The organism is Lignipirellula cremea (genome assembly GCF_056501455.1).
In genome coordinates this window covers 5,695,889-5,712,916 of the sequence record NZ_CM151415.1, presented here as the reverse complement: position 1 = coordinate 5,712,916, position 17,028 = coordinate 5,695,889, and the positions used below count along the sequence as shown (strand labels likewise).

Below are 17,028 nucleotides of genomic sequence, written 5' to 3'. Positions count from 1 at the left end.
GGCCTCCTCCTTCGCTTCGGCTCAGCCCTTCTTCGCCTTCTTATAAAACTTCCGATCCCAGTTCGGATAGAAGTTCGTCCAGCGGCTGTCGGATGTCGGATCCTGTTCCAGCATCTGCGTGACGGCGTGCACCTTGGAATCGAGGTTGTCGACCGCGTGCAGGACCAGCGCCTCCAGCGTCATGGGAAGTTTGACGGCGCCGAGGGCGATCTCGCCATGATGGCTCAGGATCAGGTGCAGCAGGTGGACGCGGGTCTCGGCGGGGAAGGGCTCGCCGGTCAGCGCCTCGACCTCCGCGATCTTCCGGTCGAGCATCCAGGTGCCGATCACCTGATGGCCGATGAGTTGGCCTTCGTCGGTGTAGCCCAGTTCGCGCTGGTAGGAGAGTTCGCGGAGCTTGCCGACGTCATGCAGGAAGGCGCCCATCGCGAGCAGATCGCGATCGAGCTGCGGATAGAGAGGGGCGATGGCCGCGGCCAGCTTCATCACCTGGACGACGTGCTCCAGCAGGCCGCCCGGGTAGGCGTGATGGTTCTTGATGCCGGCGGGCGCGAGAGCGAAGTCGGTCAGGAAGGCCTCGTCGGCGAGGAAGACCTGCCCCAGCGTGCGGAGCGGCTCCTCGGCGATCGCGCCGAGCATGTCCCGCAGCTCTTCCAGGTACTGGGCCGAGTTGGCCGACGGCGCGGCAAGAAAGTCCTTCTCGTCGACCTCGCTGGCGTCGACCGGGTCGATCCGCACGGCGATCATCTGCAGCGTGCCGTTGTAGCGCTGCAGAGTTCCCTGCACCCGGGCGTAGCCCCCGGACTCGACGAGGGCGGCGATCTTCTCCGTCGCGTTCCAGAGCATGGCCGTCAGGTAGCCGCTCGCGTCGGCCAGCCTCAGCATGACGTAGGGGTTGCCCTGGCGATTGGTGCGAAGCTGTTTCTCGGCGACGAGGAAGACCTGGTTAACGGCATCCTGTTCGGTCAGTTGGGCGATCGGACGGCGGGACATGGGCGACGGTCTACGAGCGGAACGGGCCGTGACGCTCCCTCGCATTCGCGACGAGCCGCCCGGCGTAAGCAAGGCCGCGATTCTAGGGCAGGGGAGGGGAGTCGTTAAGCCGCGGCGACGCGGCGGGGCGAATTCGCTCGCGTCGGACGGCGCGTCGGGCTATTTTCGTCGTCGCATCCTTCTCTTCCGGGAACTCTCCCATGTCGAAGACTTGGTTCGTGAAGCTGGACGGCGAAACGAAGGGACCGATAGACTCCCGACAGCTTGAAATGATGGCTGCGATCGGCGCCGTCGGGCCCGATACGCCGATCAGCCTCGATGGCCAGAAATGGTCCGTCGCTTCGAAGGTGAAAGGTCTCGAGTTTCCGGAAGCGTCTCCGCTCGAAGCAGAGGACGAGGAAGACGGCACATTCGCTTCGCCGGCGACCGACCCTCTGGCGGACGGCGCTGCCGGCCCGGTCTTCGGTTTTCCCGAACAGTCGACCGCGGACTACGTCGCCGTGCGGGAAGCGGCTTATGTCCGACAGTTCGGCCCCTATTCGACGGTCAGTCACGAACTGCTGCCGGTCGTGCCTCACATCGACGTTTACATCCATCCCCCGCACGGCGATCGCGACTTCACGACGCTCGTCACGGGCGGGATGAGCGACCGCCGGATGAACAAGCCGCCTGGCCCCGCTCCGCCGCGCGCCGAGTTGCTTCTATACGTCGATCAGGCGAAGGAGGAGCACGTGCGACTCCTGCGGTTCCTGGCCCAACTTCCGTTTCGTCAAAACACGTGGTACTCGATCAGCAGCACGATGACGAACGGAAGTCCGCCGCAGCCGGCTTTCGAGGGATCGGCGCTCGACTGCTATCTTTTCATGCCGCCGATCGTCGGGACGGACGGTCAGCTGAGCCAGTCGCTACGAATCGAAAGCGACGCGGTCGAGATACTGTGGGTCATGCCGATCACGAACGCCGAGCGGCAGTTCAACATCGACCAGAGCTTCGACGCCTTCCTCGACGTACTAGACAAGAAGTCGCATCCGCCGATCCTCAATCCCAAGCGGAAGTGCTACGTAACGAAGCGCGGCTGGTTCGGATGATGCCCCGCTCATTTCATTCGCGCGGTCCCGATGATGAGCGACCTGGGCCGCCCGAGGCTTCGTGACGTATCGAATCGATAGCGACGCGTCCTCCCGCTCCCGGTGCGGATGGGCAAGCCATCCGTGGCACACGGACGATGCAAGATGCGGATGCCTCTCAATGGGGCTGGCGTCGCGGGCCGAACCATCCCGCCCCTTCGCGGCTCCTGTCGATAGGCCGTAGAATGCCCCCTTTCGCGTCTTAGTACGCCTTCCCGACTCTCGTTCCGCTCTCGCATCCGCATGGCCAAGCAAGCCAAGACGGCGATTTCGCCGACCCGTCAGGAAGACTATCCCGAGTGGTACCAGCAGGTCATCCGCGGATCGGATCTGGCCGAGGCGTCGCCGGTCCGCGGCTGCATGGTGATCAAGCCCTGGGGCTACGCCATCTGGGAGCGGATGCAGAAGATCCTCGACCGGAAGTTCGCCGAGACCGGGCACGAGAACGCCTACTTCCCCCTCTTCATCCCGATGAGCTTCCTGGAAAAGGAAGCCCAGCACATCGAGGGCTTCGCCAAGGAGTGCGCCGTCGTCACGCACCACCGGCTGGAACCGCGCTCCGACGGCAAGCCCGGCCTGCAGCCCGCCGGCGAACTGGAAGAGCCGCTGATCGTGCGGCCCACCAGCGAAACCATCATCGGCGCCAGCTACGCCAAGTGGGTGCAGTCGTACCGCGATCTCCCCATCAAGATCAATCAGTGGGCCAACGTCGTCCGGTGGGAGCTGCGGACGCGGCTCTTCCTGCGCACGACGGAGTTCCTCTGGCAGGAGGGGCACACCGCGCACGCCACCGATACCGAGGCGATGGAGGAGACCCGGCTGATGCTCGACGTCTACGCCGACTTCGCCGAAAACTACATGGCCATGCCGGTCATCAAGGGCGAAAAAACCTCGGGCGAACGCTTCCCCGGCGCCGTGTCGACGTATTCCATCGAGGCCATGATGCAGGACCGCAAGGCCCTGCAGGCGGGCACCAGTCACTTCCTGGGGCAGAACTTCGCCAAGGCCCAGGAGATCAAGTTCCTCGATAAGGACAACGCGGAGAAGTTCGCCTGGACCACGTCGTGGGGCGTCTCCACGCGACTGGTCGGGGCGCTGATCATGAGCCATAGCGACGACGACGGGCTGGTCCTGCCGCCGAAGCTGGCGCCGAAGCACGTGGTGATCCTGCCCGTACTGCGCGACGAATCGCAGCGGACCGCGACGCTGGAATATTGTCAGAAGGTGAAGGCCGAACTGGAGGCCCAGGTCTATGACGGGGAGCCCGTTCGCGTCGCGATCGACGACCGGGACATCGGCGGCGGCGACAAGAAGTGGCAGCACGTGAAGCGCGGCGTCCCGTTTCGGATCGAAGTGGGCGCCCGGGAAGTGGAAGGGGACCAGCTCTTCGTCGCGCGTCGCGACGGCGGCAAGCCGAGCGCCGTGCCGCGAGCGGAGTTCGTCGCCGATATCTCCCATCAGCTCGCCGCGGTGCAGCGGGATCTGTTCCAGAAGGCGCTCGCCTTCCGCGAGGAGCATACGCGCCCCATCGATTCGCTCGACGAGTTCAAGGCTTACTTCACGCCGAAGGACGCCGAGAACCCGGAGATTCACGCCGGCTTCGCCTCCTGCCGCTTCGTGGAGTGCGAGGAGATGGACGCCGTACTGAAGGACCTGAAGGTCACCCCCCGCTGCATCCCGCTCGAAGGCGCCGACGACCCCGGCCCCTGCCTGTTCAGCGGAAGGCCGGCGACGAAGCGGGCGATCTTCGCGAAGGCGTACTAAGGCGTCTGCGAAAGCGACGGCGCTAGCGGTTCGATTGACCGGGCGCAGCTCAGCGAACTATAAACACAGGCCCCTCTCCCAGTCCTGATCGTGGCCGCGTCGGCGTTTTCTTGAACCGGCGCTGCTCCGCATTGCATCGACGAGGTGAGGTCATGACGCGCGCTCGAATGTTCTTGGGAACCGGGGCCGCGGTACTGCTGGCGACGCTCCTGGCTGCCGCGGCGCTCTTCGCGGGTCCGCTTCTCCTGCCGCGCATGGTCGTCGTGGGGCGGCATCACGATAAGGCGATCGCGCTGGCGGTCGCCTCCGACGGCGCGACCGTAGCGTCGGGCGGCGTCGACCGGTGGGTGCGGTTGTGGGATCTGCCGTCCGGGAAAGAGTTCGGCCCGCTCGAGGGACACGACGACACGGTCACCGCTCTCGCGTTCGATGCACGCGTTTCGCGTCTCGTCAGCGGCAGTTCGGACAAGACCGCGATCGTCTGGGACTTCGTCAACGGTCGGGAACTGGTCCGATTGAGAGGTCACGGCGACCGAATCGAAGGGGTCGCCATCGACTCCGCCGGAACGATCGCGACAGCCAGTTGGGATAAGACCGTGCGTCTGTGGAACGCTGCCGACGGGGCGCTGATTCGGACGCTGACGGGACCGGCGTCGGGTCTCAACTGCGTCGCGTTCAGCCCCGACGGGAAGCTCGTCGCCGCCGGCGGCTGGGATCAGTTGGTTCACGTCTGGCACGCCGAGTCGGGCGAGCTGACGATGAGCATGGAAGGCCATCACGGCGGAATCATGGACGTCGCGTTCAGTCCTGACGGTCGACAGCTAGCCTCGTGCGCCTGGGACGGAACCGCGAAAGTCTGGAACGTGAAGATCGGTCAGGCCGACCGTTCGTACGTCGGCGTCGACGGCCTCGTCGTGACCGTCCGTTTCAGCGAGGACTCGACGCGCCTGGCTGCGGGAGGGGAGAAAGGCAAACTTCTGGTGTGGGACCTGCCTACTCGCACGATCCTCGATTCGCTCGAAGGCCACGAAGGCGCGGTCACTTCGATCGAGTTCGTCCCGGGCCAGCATAGAATCGTCTCCGTCGGCGAAGATGGGACGGTTCGGCTCTGGAGGACGAAGTAGCAGGCCTTTCTACCAGCCGTAGGGTGGGTCTTGACCCACCTGTCGCGTTCACCAGGTTCGATGCGGAGTCGAGCTCGCGCCCTAACCGAGAGACGGCTGCCCGCGATCCTGCTATCGACTGCGCTTCGGAGTCAGCGACTACCATTGCGGAATGTGGTTAGCGGATCGGTATCGAAGGACCGTGAGAACGACAGGTGGGTCAAGACCCACCCTACGAAGAGACGATGGGCGATCTTCAACTTCCCAAACCAGGCCTGCTTCTCGTGGCGGCGTTCAGCCGGCATGAGGCGGCGCTCGTCTGGACGCAGGAGCGGATCGAACGGGAGTGGGGGGAGGTACTGCTCGCGAGCGACGTCTTCGACTTCACGGAGACGGAGTACTACGCCAAGGAGATGGGCGAGGGGCTGAAGAAAGTCTTCTTCGTCGTGGAAGGGCCCTTCGCGACGGAGGCGCTGCCGGAACGGAAGCTGGCGACGAACGGCTGGGAGCAGGAGGTTGCGGGGCTGCGACCTCATAACGAGGTTCGTCCGCTGAATCTCGATCCCGGTTACGTGACGGAGGCGAAGCTGGTCCTGGCGACGACGAAGGATCGCGACCACCGCCTCTATCTGGGGCAGGGGATCTTCGGCGAGGTGACGCTCACCTGGCGCCGGGGCGAATGGGTCAGCCATCCCTGGACCTACGCCGACTATCAGCGGGCCGACGTGCAGGCCTTCCTGACGCAGGTCCGCGAGCGGCTGCGCGAGCGCATGAAAACGCCCGGCTTTCGCTGAGGAAGAGCCGGGCGTCCGAGACGGTTCGAGCGATTCGAAGAGGGGCGGTCGTTACGGCAATACGACGTTCTCGCCGCCGCGGATGGTGACCATCGCGTAGAGGATCTCGGCGGAGGTCGTTTCGGAGATGTAGTGCACCGACCCGTCGCCGTACATCGCCATCACGCCGCCCGAGTGGAAGCCGTAGATCTCGTTGTCATTGCTGCAGTTGATCGCGCAGCGTCCGCCGCTGCCGTCGAGGGACGAGCCATGGATATGGAACTCGGTGTTGTAGTCGGCCCAGGCTCCGCCGCTGCTGTAGACGCCGTCGACCTTCTTGCCCATTTCCCAGCGCTCGATACGGCCGGCGTCTTCGATCATGCCGACCGTGTTCGAGGTTCCGTCCTTGATCTGGGCGAAGCCGTTGATGCCGTTGTAATGGAACATGCCCAGCGCGCCGGTCTTCGCACCCGGAATGAACGACGTGAAAGGCGTGCTGACGCCGGAGAGAGGGCCGTAATCGGTCGTGGCGAATAGGGTCGACGTGCCCGTCACGTAGCCCGCGGCGACGTAGTCGGCCAGGTTCTGGTCGGCCGAAGGGCACATATAGGCCGGGATCTGCGTGGCGTAGACGCTCGTCGCCGGATCGATGTTGAGCGGGTTATAAGCGCCCACGTTCATGTTGATCCGGTCATATACGCCAGTCTGTTCCAGGTAGGGAAGCAGGAACGTATGGATGGAGTGGCCCTGAATGGAATTGCTGGGAGGCAGCCGGATCCCGAGGGGCGGGAAGCGCTTGTGCGTATCGTGATAATTGTGAACCGCGATGCCGACCTGCTTCAGATTGTTGGAGCAGGACATGCGGTTCGCCGCTTCGCGCGCCGCCTGTACGGCAGGCAGCAGCAGCGCGACCAGCACGCCGATGATGGCGATCACGACGAGCAGCTCGACGAGCGTGAACGCTCTCCGACGCAGGGCAGGGGACGGGTGCATGGATCGGGATCCTTAGCGACGACAGATTATGAAAGCGGACTACTTGGTCTTCAGATCGAGCGGGGGAAGCTCGCCCCCTCCCGGAGGAACGGTCGCCTTGGGAGACGCATCGCTCTTGGCGGCGTAGCGACCTTTCAACCGGTCCTCGGAGACGGTCTTGTTTTCGAGATCGCCAGGCGCCTCGCCGACGGCCGGCTTCGACTCGTCCAGCCAGACGACCGTGACGACGTAATCGCCCGGGCGAGCGCCGTCGCCGGGCGTCGCGGTCATGAGCGTGTAGCGACCCGACTCGTCCGTACGTCCGGTGGCCCGATCGGAACCCGAGACGGGATGAAAGATGACCGTGGCGCCGCTCGCCGGAGCGCCGTCGACGTTGACGATGCCGGTCGTCGGCACGAACTCGCCGCCGCAACCCGTCAGCAGGAGAACCGAGGCGATCGCCGTCGCGAGCAGCGGACCCGTCGAGAACCGATGCGAACGTCTACAGAACCGGTAAACCATGTCTTGAATGCGGAAGGGCGAAGGTCAGGCGGGATGTCCGAAGCGGGATCGCCGAAGTATCTCCGGCGTTCGTTAGAAGTCGACGGCTTTCACATGCCGCGAACTTGAATTGCGCGGAACTTCACATAAACGTCCGTTTTCGGTGCATTAGGCGGTGATCTTCCGCATTCAGCGAACGCTGGGAAAAGCTTCGGGCGGCCTTTCGCGCGGCGTCTCTCCCGCTCCCGGGCGCCGCGCCTGCGGAGTACGATGGGCGTGCGATTTACCCTCCCGCTGCCGGCGAATCGTGCAGGCGGCGTCCGACCTTTCGCGGACCGGAGAAGTCGCCGGTTTTCGCTCGATGCCCGCCGCATGGATCTTCGAAGCGCTTTGCTGACCTGGCTGGTAGGCGGGACGCTGCTCCCCAGCGCGGTCGTGTCGTGCCTGGCGATCTACGCGATCCGCGCGGCGGCCCCGAAGCTGGGGCTAATGGACCATCCCGACCCGCGGAAGGTCCACGTTCGCGCCGTGCCGCTGGGAGGCGGAATCGGAATCTGGCTCGGCGTGATCATCACGTTCGCGATCGGTCAACTGATTCTGTCGCGGCTCGAGCAGGGTCAGACGGACCTCCTCGGCTTCGCCATTCCGAGTTCCATCGCGGAGCACCTGCCCGGCATTCGGGCCAGGACGAACAGTCTCTGGGCCATCCTCGGCGCGGGGACGTTCTTTATGGGACTGGGTCTGGCGGATGATCGCTTCGGCCTGCCCTGGCAGGCGCGGCTGGCGTCGCAGTTCGCGGTCGCCGCCCTCTGCGTCTTCTGGCAGGGGTGGCAGCTCACCGCCTTCGTCACGATTCCGTACGTCGCGCTCGCGCTGTCGGTCGTCTGGATCGTGGGCCTGATCAACTCGTTCAACATGCTCGATAACATGGACGGCCTGTCGAGCGGCGTGGCGCTGATCGCGTCCGCTTCGCTTGCCGCGGTCGCGCTGTCGTCGTACGAACCGGCGAACGACGGCCCGCAGTTGTTCGTGGCCGGTTTCCTGCTCGTGCTGGTCGGATCGCTCGCCGGGTTTCTGTGGCACAACCGTCCGCCGGCGAAGATCTTCATGGGCGACGCGGGGAGCTACTTCGTCGGCTTCTGCGTGGCGGTGGCGACGCTGCTGGCGACCTACACCAGCTACGTGTCGCCGAAGCCGCACGCGATCCTGGCGCCGCTGGTGGTGATGGCCGTGCCGCTGTACGACATGACCAGCGTGATCTGGATCCGCCTCCGCTCGGGCACGAGTCCCTTCCAGGCGGACAAGAACCATCTCTCGCACCGGCTGGTCGAACTGGGCATGAACAAGACGATCGCCGTGCTCGCGATCTACCTGCTGACGGCCATCTGCGGCCTTTCCGCGCTGCTGCTGCAACGCGTCGATTCGTTCGGCGCGGTCGTGATTCTGCTGATCGTGGGGAGCGTGCTGATCCTCGTCGCGTTGCTGGAAGCCGCCGCCAGGCGGAAGGAGCGGCATCGGCGCCGCGCCGAGCCCTCGCCTTCGACGGTGCAAAAGTGACGGCGGTCCTGCGAAGTTCGACCTCCGCGCCTCGGTCGCGAAAGCGGGACAAGGTCGGCGGAACGTCGAAGGCGCCCGAGCGGATGGGCTCTCCCTTTCCCCCGGGCGTTGCGCCGCCGAACGCCGACGAACCGAACGCCGGTTCTCCCTTCCAACATCCGGCGGAATCCGAACGGGGCGGAGATAACGACGGCGAAGCGCCGGCTTCCCCCGTCGTCGAACTCGCCGATCGCATCGTGGGGGCGACGTTCTTCGGGACGTTGCTGGCCGGGACGATCGTGCCCAGCGAGGCGGTGCAGGCCGGCGCGGCGCTGCCTCTGGTGACGTTTCAGATCCTGATTCTCGGCGCGCGATGCGGCGTCGCGGCTTGGACGGGCCGGCGCGTGCCGATCGGCCTGACAGGTCTTGGCTTCGCGTCGCTCGCTCTCTGGACCGCGATCAGCGCGGCGATCGTCGTGCTCGGCGAAACGGGCGATCGACGGGCCGCGATCACGATGAGCGTGCAATGGATCGGCTACGCCGCGTTCCTTGCGGCGGGCATCGGTCTGATTCGCGAAGCCGCGTTTCGTCGCTACGCGATCGTGATGATCGGCAGCGCGGCCGCGGCGTGGGGAGCGATGGGCGCCTACGACTACTACGTGCGCATGCCCTCGATCGCGAACGCCTACTCCTCGCTGCCTGAGCAGGAGAAGCTCGTGCTGCTTGCCGACACGCTCGGGAGCGCCGCGAACGATCCGAACGAGCGACAGCGATTCGAGGATCGCCTGCGCAGCGTCGAGCCGTTGACGACGTTTTCGCTCACGAACACGCTCGCCGGATTTCTGCTGCCGGGCTGGATCTTCGCGGGCTACGGCACGCTGCGGCAGGCGTTCGACCGCCGCGACTTCCGCCGCTTCGTCGCCTGGGCGCTGATCTGGCTGCTCGCTTCGTTCGTGCTGTTCCTGACCAAGAGCCGCACCGCCTGGGCCGCGGCCGCGATCGGAGGCGCCGAGCTGGCGCTGCTCTTTCTCGCCCGCGAACGAAAGCTCCCCTGGAAGACCCTCGCGGCGGCGGCGGCGGGCGCGGCGCTGCTCGGCGGCATCGCCTGGACGACGGGCGCCGTCGATCGGGAGGTTTTCACCGAGGCCGCGAAGTCGTTCGCCTACCGCGTCGAGTACTGGCAGTCGACCGCCGCGATGATCGGCGAGCGTCCTGTCTTCGGAACGGGGCCCGGGAACTTCGGCGCCTGGTACCTGCATGAGAAGCTGCCGCAGGCGAGCGAGGAGGTGAAGGACCCGCATCAGTGGTTGCTGGAGATCGCCGCCACCGTGGGGCTTCCCGGCGCCGCGGCGCTGCTCCTGGCGTTCGCCTTCGCCTTCGTCGCGGGAATGATCGCGTGGTTCCGCCGAGGCGACGAACCAGAAAAGCTATCCACAAAACCGAAAGCCTCCCTCGCGCCGGAGAGCTCCGACGCGTCGCTGTTCGAGCGGCGTCCCTTCGCGATCTACGACTTCGGCGTCGCGGGCGGCGCGATCGTGGGCTACCTGCTGACGATCCTTTTTCTGATCCCGCTCGACGACGTATGGATGATGGCGGTCGGGTTGGTCGCGTTCGTGCTCGCGCGGTGGGCGCTGGCTCGCGAGCAGGCGGGCGCGAACGAAGCGGCCGGCGTGGGAGCGATCGCGGTCGCGACGCTGCTGTTGCATCTCTCCGCGTCGGGCGGCATCAGCTATCCCGGGATCCTGCCCTGGCTGGCGCTGGCCACCGCGCTCGCGACGGGCGGGGCGCTGTCGCGGATCAGCTTGGGACGCCGGAGCGCCGTGGCTCTATCGCTGACCGCGGCGATAATGGCCGCGGTCGTGCAGTTCGGCGCCGTGCCTCCCGTCCTGCCGACCGGTCCCGCGCTGACGGCGAGCGACGAGGCGGCTCGATCGCTCTCCGAACGCTTCGTCCCGCAGGCGGAACGCGAAGCCTTGCTGGCGCTGACGCTCGACCCCTATCTGGCGAACGTTCGCGAGTTCTCTCCGCCCGCGCGGACGCTCGTCGATGCGCGGTGGGTGAAGTTTCTGGCCGACCCCGACGACGCTCGGGAGCAGGCGTTCCTCGCGGCGATCGAGGAGGCGATTCGCCGCGATCCGGCCAGCTATTCGCCCTATCGCTTCGCAGGCGAACGTCTGCTCGAGGCGGCGTCCGTCACGGAGCGTCAGGATCTGGCCGACCGGGCCGTCGAACGTTTCGCCCAGGCGGCGGAGCGTTATCCGAACGCTTCGTGGATGCATGCACAACTGGCGGTCGCGCTCGACGCGGCCGGGCGGCCCGAGGAGGCTCGGAAAGCGATCGCGGAGGCCGAGCGGCTCGACGCGCTGAACCCGCACGAGGACCGGCGACTCGAACGCCAGCGGATCGCCGACCCCTCTTCGCCCACTCGCGAATCTCCGGCAGGCGAATGGATCGCCCGGTTCCGCTCCCGCCGATCCGAATGAGCCGGCTTCGCCGCCCGCCGCGCCTATAATGGAGGGCGGTCTTGTTCAGCCAACTCGGGAGTCTTCCTCGTGCGTCTGCTCTTCGCGATTCTTGCCGTGTCGCTCGGTCTGGGAGCGGCTCTCGGTTTCGCTGCCGCCCGGATGGAGTTCGCCGGATTCGAGGAGCGGTTCGAGGTGCGACCGCCCGAATACCGGTCGAACCCGTACGTGCCGGAGCTTCGCTATGCCGCCGAGGGGCGGCCGGTCGCGGTCGTCGAAGGGAGCGACACGTACGACTTCGGCGTGATGAGCAGCGACGACAGCCTGAGCCATACCTTCGTCATCAAAAACGAGGGGACGGCTCCCATGACGCTCACGCTGGGGCAGACTTCGTGCAAATGCACGGTCAGCGGTCTCACGAAGAACGAACTGCCGCCCGGCGATTCGGCCGAGATCGAACTCAAGTGGACGCCCAAGGCGGTCGCTCCGGAGTTCAAGCAGACGGCGCCGGTCCATACGAACGACCCGAACCGGCCGGAGATCACGCTCACCGTGAAGGGCGCCTCGCTGGCGGACGTCTGGATCTCGCCGTCGGAGATGTCGCTTCCCGATATGAACCCGGCGGAGGATCGGACGGTCACCGCCTTCGTCTGGTCGCTGCTGGAGCAGATGCCCGCGATCGAGCCCGAACTGACGGCTGAGCGGCTGAACGAACACATGACCGTGGAGACGGTTCCCGCGACTCCCGAAGAAATCGCCGCGCAGATCGGCGCGAAGTCCGGCGTGAAATTGCTGATCGGCTTCGAGCGGGGCTTTCCGCTGGGGATCTTCAAGCAGACCCTGCGGGTGAAGACCGATCCGCCTCGCGAGGCGCCGCTGGAGATGGAAATGACCGGCACGTTCGTCGGCGATCTGCAGGTGATCGGACCGGCTTACGACGGCAAGCGGGGACTCCTGGAACTGGGCGAGGTCCTTTCCGTCTCGGGCAAGGAAGCGAAATTGAATCTCCTGGTGAAGGGGGAGAACGCCGGGGACGTCGACGTGACGTTCTCCGCCGAAGAGAGCGATCCCGGCGACGCGTTCGAGGTCGAGTTCGGCGAGAAGCGGATTCTCAACTCGGGCGCCGCCATGATTCCCTTCACCGTCCGAGTGAAGCCGGGCCTGGAGAACATGGTTCGCGTCGGCGCGGAGACGCAGCCCCTCGGAAGGCTGACGCTGAAAACGACGCATCCCGACTATCCGACGCTCCCCCTGTGGGTCCGCTTCTCGGTCACGACCGACCGGCGCTGATCGAGCCATCCACCGACGCCTTCGCGTCCGATCGGTCGCGGACGGCCTCGCAATTTCGGCGCGGCGGCGATGGAGAACGTTCGGTAAACTGACGTCGAATGCCTCATCTCCTTCGACGGACTTCGCCGAGTCGCCTCGCCCCCGTGTGCGGTCTCGGCTTTCGATAGCGACAGGACGTCATGAATCGACGACGAACCCTCAGCGCCAGGTCGCTCCCCATCGCGGCGGCCTGCGCCTTTTTCGCGGTCGCCGCGCTCTGCTGTCTGGCGATCGTCGCGGCGCAGGAACGTCCCTCCGCATTGCCTGAAAGAGCGGGGACTGATCGGGCGGAACTGGCTCAGATCGGCCTTCCTCGCCCCCGCATTCCGGGACGCGAACCGCCGCAGGAACGGGTCCAGTTCCAGCCTTCCGCGCGCCCCGCCGCAGCCGACGGCCCCAGTGCTGCCGGCCAAGCTGCTGCACCGGGGGCCGCTCCTGCGAAGGAAGAAGCGGACGCCGTCGATCGCGCCGCCTCGCCTTCGAGCGCGAAGGAACAGCCGGAACCGCCGCTGTTTCAGGGCTGGCCCCAGCCGACGTTCGCGCTCTTCCTGACCGGGAATCAGGCGGGCTATATCGAGCCGTGCGGCTGCACGGGGCTCGCGAACGCCAAGGGGGGCCTCGCCCGGCGGTTTACGCTGCTGGAGGAGATCCGCGCGAAGGAATGGCCGGTCGTGCCGCTCGACGTCGGCGCCCAGGTTCGCCGCTTCGGGCGCCAGCCGGAGATCAAGTTCCAGACGTCCGTCGACGCTCTGAAGAAGATGGAGTACGCCGCCGTCGGTTTCGGCATGGAGGACCTCCGGCTCGATTCGACCGAGCTGATCGCGGGCGCCGCGACGCTCGATCCGGCGACCCCCGGACTGTACGTCAGCGCGAATACGTACGTGCTCGATCGCACGCTGATCCCGGAGTTTCGCGTCGTCGAAGCGGGGGATAAACGGATCGGCGTGACCGCGATCGTCGGGGCGAGCTACGAGAAAGATCTCACCGGCGGCGAACTGACGTTCGAGCCTCCCGCGCCGGCGGCGAAGCGGGCGCTCGACGCGCTGCGGGCGGAGCGCTGCGATTTCTACGTACTGCTCGCGCATGCAACGCTCGAGGAATCGAACGCGATCGCCCGTGCGGTTCCTGGCTTCGACGTCGTCCTCACCTCGGGCGGCGGCGGCGAACCGGAGTTCGAGCCCTCGCGAGTCAACGACGGCAAAACGTGGGTGATCCAGTCGGGCGTGAAGGGGATGTACGCGGGCGTCGTCGGCTTCTTCGCCGACGGCGAACCGAAGCTGCGGTACGAACGGATCGCGATGACCGATCGCTTCCAGGACGCGCCCGCGATGCGTCGTCAGATGGCGGCGTATCAGGACCAACTGAAGAACGCGGGGCTCGAAGGCCTGGGGATCGCGCCCGTTCCGTTCCCGGACGGTCGCCGGTTCGTCGGGTCGAAGGCGTGCGCCGATTGCCACACGACGGCCTATGACATCTGGGAGAAGACGCCGCACGCCCACGCGACCGATTCGATCGTGCAGCCGGGCGAGCGATCCGACATCGCGCGGCACTTCGATCCGGAGTGCTTAAGCTGCCACGTCACCGGCTGGAACGCGCAGAACTATTACCCGTATCTGACGGGCTATCTCGGCCTTGAAGAGACGCCCGAGATGCAGCAGCAGGGGTGCGAGAACTGCCACGGACCCGGCGCGGTGCACGTCGCCGTCGAAAGCGGGAACAAGCAGGCGACCGAGCAGGAAATCGCCGAGATTCGCCGCGCGATGCAGCTTCCGCTCGCCAGCGCCAAGCAGAAGTGCCTCGAATGCCACGACCTCGACAACAGCCCCGACTTCCATCAGGAGGGGGCGTTCGAGGAGTACTGGAAGCAGATCGAGCACAAGGGGAAGGACTGAGTTCCCTTTCCCTTTCGAGAAGCCGGAACGCGGCTTCTCGGCACGGTCCGTTCGCTGAGCGACGGGTCGGCCGCTCGAAGCTAACCCTTCTCGATCTCGGCCAGCAGGGCGGGGGTGAGGTTCATGTTGGACGTCACCGCCTGGACGTCGTCCTGGTCGTCGAGCGCGTCCATCAGCTTCATGATCTTCTTCGCGTCCTCCACGCCGACGTCGGCGTAGTTCTCCGAGATCCGCGTGACCTGCTTGTCGAGGACCTGGATCTTCGCCGCTTCGAGGGCGTCCGACACTTCAGTGAAGGCGTCGGGCGCGCAGACGACTTCGAAGTTGTCGTCTTCCTGGCTGACGTCTTCGGCGCCCGCTTCGAGAGCGATCTCCATCAGCCGGTCGACGTCGATCGACGGAGCCGGAACGATGAAGACGCCCTTCCGCTGAAACATCCAGCCGACGCAGCCCGACTCGCCTAGCTTGCCGCCGTGGATGTCGAAGATCTTGCGCACCTCGCTGGCGGTGCGGTTGCGGTTGTCGGTCATGATGTCGAGCATCATCGCGACGCCGGCCGGGCCGTAGCCTTCGTACGTCAGTTCATCGACGTTGCCCCCTTCGCCTCCGCCGGCGCCCTTCTTGATCGCCCGGTCGATGTTGTCCGCCGGCATGCTCACGGCGCGGGCGTCGAGAACGGCCTTCCTCAAACGGAAGTTCGCGTCGGGATCGGGGCCGCCAAGCCGCGCGGCGACGATGATCGCGCGCGACAGCTTGGTCCAGACTTTGGCCCGCTTCTGGTCGACGAGCGACTTCTTGCGGGAGATGTTCGCCCAATGCGAATGACCGGCCATGCGATCGTCGATCCAGACGTTGGGTGGCGAGGAGCGCGACGGCGGCGGCGTGAGAGACCGCGGCGCCGTCGCGAGACGGATTCGGAAGTCCGGGTCGCTCAGCGAGGCTTCTTCGGCTTCGCCTTCGCGGCAGCGGCAGGCTTCGCCGCGGCGGTCGCCTTGGACGCGACCTTCTTCTTGGGGACCGGCTTCTTGGCGCCGGCGGCCGGCGCCGCGGCCTTCTTCGCCGGAGGCTTCGCGTCGGCTTTCGCAGGCACCGCGGCCTTGGCCTGGGGAGCCTGCGTCTCGGTCGGCTCCGCCGCCTTCGTCGCGGGCTTCTTCTTGGCCGGTTTGGCGGCTTCCGGTTCGGGAGGCGCGTCGAGGCGCTTGATCGAATCGGGATCGACTTCCTTGAGGAACTTGCGGATCTTCGCGTCGCCGGAGTCCGCCGCGAACTCGACCGCCGCCTGATGGAGCAGGGTCGAGAACTCCGCTCCCTTGTTCTTCGGAATCGCCCGTTCGAGCCCGGAGATCTGGAAGGTCTCTTCCTCGCCCGGTTTGACCGCGCCGAGGGCGGCGAACAGCTTCATCGCCGAGCGGTCGAGCGGAATGGCGTGGCCGCCGAGCGACCGCTGCACGACGAACGCCTGCACGAAGGGACTCGCACCTTTGATCTTGGCCAGTTCGCCCTGCGCCTTGCCGAGGTTCTCCTTCTTCAGGAACTCCAGGTCGAAGTCGTAGGTGACCGTCATCACCCCCTGCTCGAACACCGACTGCAGGGAGTTCTTCAGGCGGAGCGCCGCCGCCCGCGGCTCGGTCAGCGACGGCATGGCCTCGCCCAGTTCGGTCGCCGACGTGACGCGGATCTCGTTCCAGTCGAAGAAGACCTGCTGGATCCGGGCGTACGCGTCCTCGGCGGCCTGGAAATCGGAATCCTCCAGGCAGCAGGCGAAGAGCAGGTTCTCCAGCAGCGACCGCTCGGGCATCCAGACCGGAGCGTAGTGCTTGTGCAGCGCCTTATCCAGCTTGGCGAAATCGACAGTGCGCTTGCTCGTTGCCATGGGCGTCAATCGTCGTAGCGTCAGTCTTGGGGGGGATCGTGGCGGGCGCCGGAGACGCTTCCGCGTCGTCGATCGGAACGGGAAGCGCTTCAGCGCCGGTCGTCCGAATCGTCAGCGGCTTCGCCGTCGGGATCGTCCGCGTCCTCGGAATCGGCGTCGTTCAGGTCGGCGCCATTATGATCGGACAGGTCGCCGCCGTCCGAGTCGTCCCGGGCAGAAGCGGGATCTTCCGGTGCGGTCGTTTCGCCTGCGCCGGCAGAGGAGGCTTCCTCCGGCGGGAGCACCTCCTTCAGCAGTCGCAGGACTTCCAGCGACTTCTTCACGCCCTCGTCGGTCTCGAAGGTGAGCCGGGGGGTGTAGCGGGAATCGATGTTGTCAGCGATCGCCTTCTGCAGAAAGCCGGCGGAGTTCTGCAGCCCCAGCAGGCTCAGACGCTGCTTTCGCTCGTCTCCCATGATGGAGACGTAGACCTTCGCCGACTTCATGTCGGGCGCGACGTCGACCTTCGTGACGGTCACGTCGCGCACGCGCGGGTCGCGGATTTCGAGAAGGATGGCCGTACTGACGACTTCGCGAATCGCCTCGGCGGCTTTCAGCGTTCGACGGGAAGACATGGAGGGGTTCCGATACGAGCGGCCCTGGAGAAGAAACGGCCCGGGAGGACCGCAGGGCACGGGAGAGTCGCCGACCGGGAAAGCCCCAG

At 66.0% G+C, this 17,028-nt stretch carries 14 protein-coding genes; 8 read left to right on the top strand and 6 right to left on the bottom strand.

The annotated features are described in order from the left end of the window. Nucleotides 1-21 precede the first annotated feature (21 nt). A complete protein-coding gene (locus tag SH602x_RS22440; protein WP_479474404.1) occupies nucleotides 22-993 on the bottom strand; it encodes a 3'-5' exoribonuclease YhaM family protein in 972 nt (323 codons plus the stop codon). Nucleotides 994-1,193: 200 nt separating this feature from the next. On the opposite strand from SH602x_RS22440, the gene SH602x_RS22435 reads away from it, so the two are divergent. The 4 genes from SH602x_RS22435 (at nucleotide 1,194) to SH602x_RS22420 (ending at nucleotide 5,781) form a co-directional block, all read left to right on the top strand. Further along, nucleotides 1,194-2,081, top strand: coding sequence for a suppressor of fused domain protein (locus SH602x_RS22435; protein WP_479474403.1), 888 nt, complete (start codon nucleotides 1,194-1,196; stop codon nucleotides 2,079-2,081). Between the two features lie 282 nt (nucleotides 2,082-2,363). Continuing rightward, a complete protein-coding gene (gene proS, locus SH602x_RS22430; protein WP_479474402.1) occupies nucleotides 2,364-3,884 on the top strand; it encodes a proline--tRNA ligase in 1,521 nt (506 codons plus the stop codon). Between the two features lie 152 nt (nucleotides 3,885-4,036). Then, entirely contained in the window at nucleotides 4,037-5,008 is a 972-nt protein-coding gene (locus tag SH602x_RS22425; protein ID WP_479474401.1) for a WD40 repeat domain-containing protein, read from the top strand. Between the two features lie 224 nt (nucleotides 5,009-5,232). Beyond that, entirely contained in the window at nucleotides 5,233-5,781 is a 549-nt protein-coding gene (locus tag SH602x_RS22420) for a DUF4416 family protein (protein ID WP_479474400.1), read from the top strand. A gap of 51 nt (nucleotides 5,782-5,832) precedes the next feature. On the opposite strand, the gene SH602x_RS22415 is transcribed toward SH602x_RS22420, so the two are convergent. Beyond that, nucleotides 5,833-6,753 (bottom strand): DUF1559 family PulG-like putative transporter, encoded by a 921-nt coding sequence (locus tag SH602x_RS22415; RefSeq protein ID WP_479474399.1) that lies wholly within the window; start codon nucleotides 6,751-6,753, stop codon nucleotides 5,833-5,835. Between the two features lie 39 nt (nucleotides 6,754-6,792). Beyond that, complete coding sequence (locus SH602x_RS22410; RefSeq protein WP_479474398.1) at nucleotides 6,793-7,254, bottom strand: carboxypeptidase-like regulatory domain-containing protein; 462 nt, start codon at nucleotides 7,252-7,254, stop codon at nucleotides 6,793-6,795. 351 nt (nucleotides 7,255-7,605) lie between these two features. Here SH602x_RS22410 and SH602x_RS22405 point away from each other — a divergent pair, with 351 nt between their 5' ends. The 4 genes from SH602x_RS22405 (at nucleotide 7,606) to SH602x_RS22390 (ending at nucleotide 14,452) form a co-directional block, all read left to right on the top strand. Then, entirely contained in the window at nucleotides 7,606-8,790 is a 1,185-nt protein-coding gene (locus SH602x_RS22405) for an MraY family glycosyltransferase (protein WP_479474397.1), read from the top strand. Then, on the top strand, nucleotides 8,787-11,252 hold the full coding sequence (locus SH602x_RS22400; protein ID WP_479474396.1) for an O-antigen ligase family protein: 2,466 nt from the start codon (nucleotides 8,787-8,789) through the stop codon (nucleotides 11,250-11,252). Before SH602x_RS22405 ends, SH602x_RS22400 begins: the two co-directional genes overlap by 4 nt. A 69-nt stretch (nucleotides 11,253-11,321) precedes the next feature. After that, nucleotides 11,322-12,521, top strand: coding sequence for a DUF1573 domain-containing protein (locus tag SH602x_RS22395; RefSeq protein WP_479474395.1), 1,200 nt, complete (start codon nucleotides 11,322-11,324; stop codon nucleotides 12,519-12,521). Between the two features lie 179 nt (nucleotides 12,522-12,700). Beyond that, complete coding sequence (locus SH602x_RS22390; protein WP_479474394.1) at nucleotides 12,701-14,452, top strand: multiheme c-type cytochrome; 1,752 nt, start codon at nucleotides 12,701-12,703, stop codon at nucleotides 14,450-14,452. An 80-nt stretch (nucleotides 14,453-14,532) separates the two neighbouring features. On the opposite strand, the gene SH602x_RS22385 is transcribed toward SH602x_RS22390, so the two are convergent. From SH602x_RS22385 to rbfA, 3 genes are all read right to left on the bottom strand, one after another. Continuing rightward, a complete protein-coding gene (locus tag SH602x_RS22385) occupies nucleotides 14,533-15,285 on the bottom strand; it encodes a YebC/PmpR family DNA-binding transcriptional regulator (protein ID WP_479470908.1) in 753 nt (250 codons plus the stop codon). 98 nt (nucleotides 15,286-15,383) lie between these two features. After that, nucleotides 15,384-16,325, bottom strand: coding sequence for a hypothetical protein (locus tag SH602x_RS22380; protein ID WP_479474393.1), 942 nt, complete (start codon nucleotides 16,323-16,325; stop codon nucleotides 15,384-15,386). A gap of 89 nt (nucleotides 16,326-16,414) precedes the next feature. Further along, the gene (gene rbfA / locus SH602x_RS22375; protein WP_479474392.1) at nucleotides 16,415-16,939 is read right to left on the bottom strand and encodes a 30S ribosome-binding factor RbfA; all 525 of its coding nucleotides are present in this window, start codon (nucleotides 16,937-16,939) and stop codon (nucleotides 16,415-16,417) included. Nucleotides 16,940-17,028 lie beyond the last annotated feature (89 nt).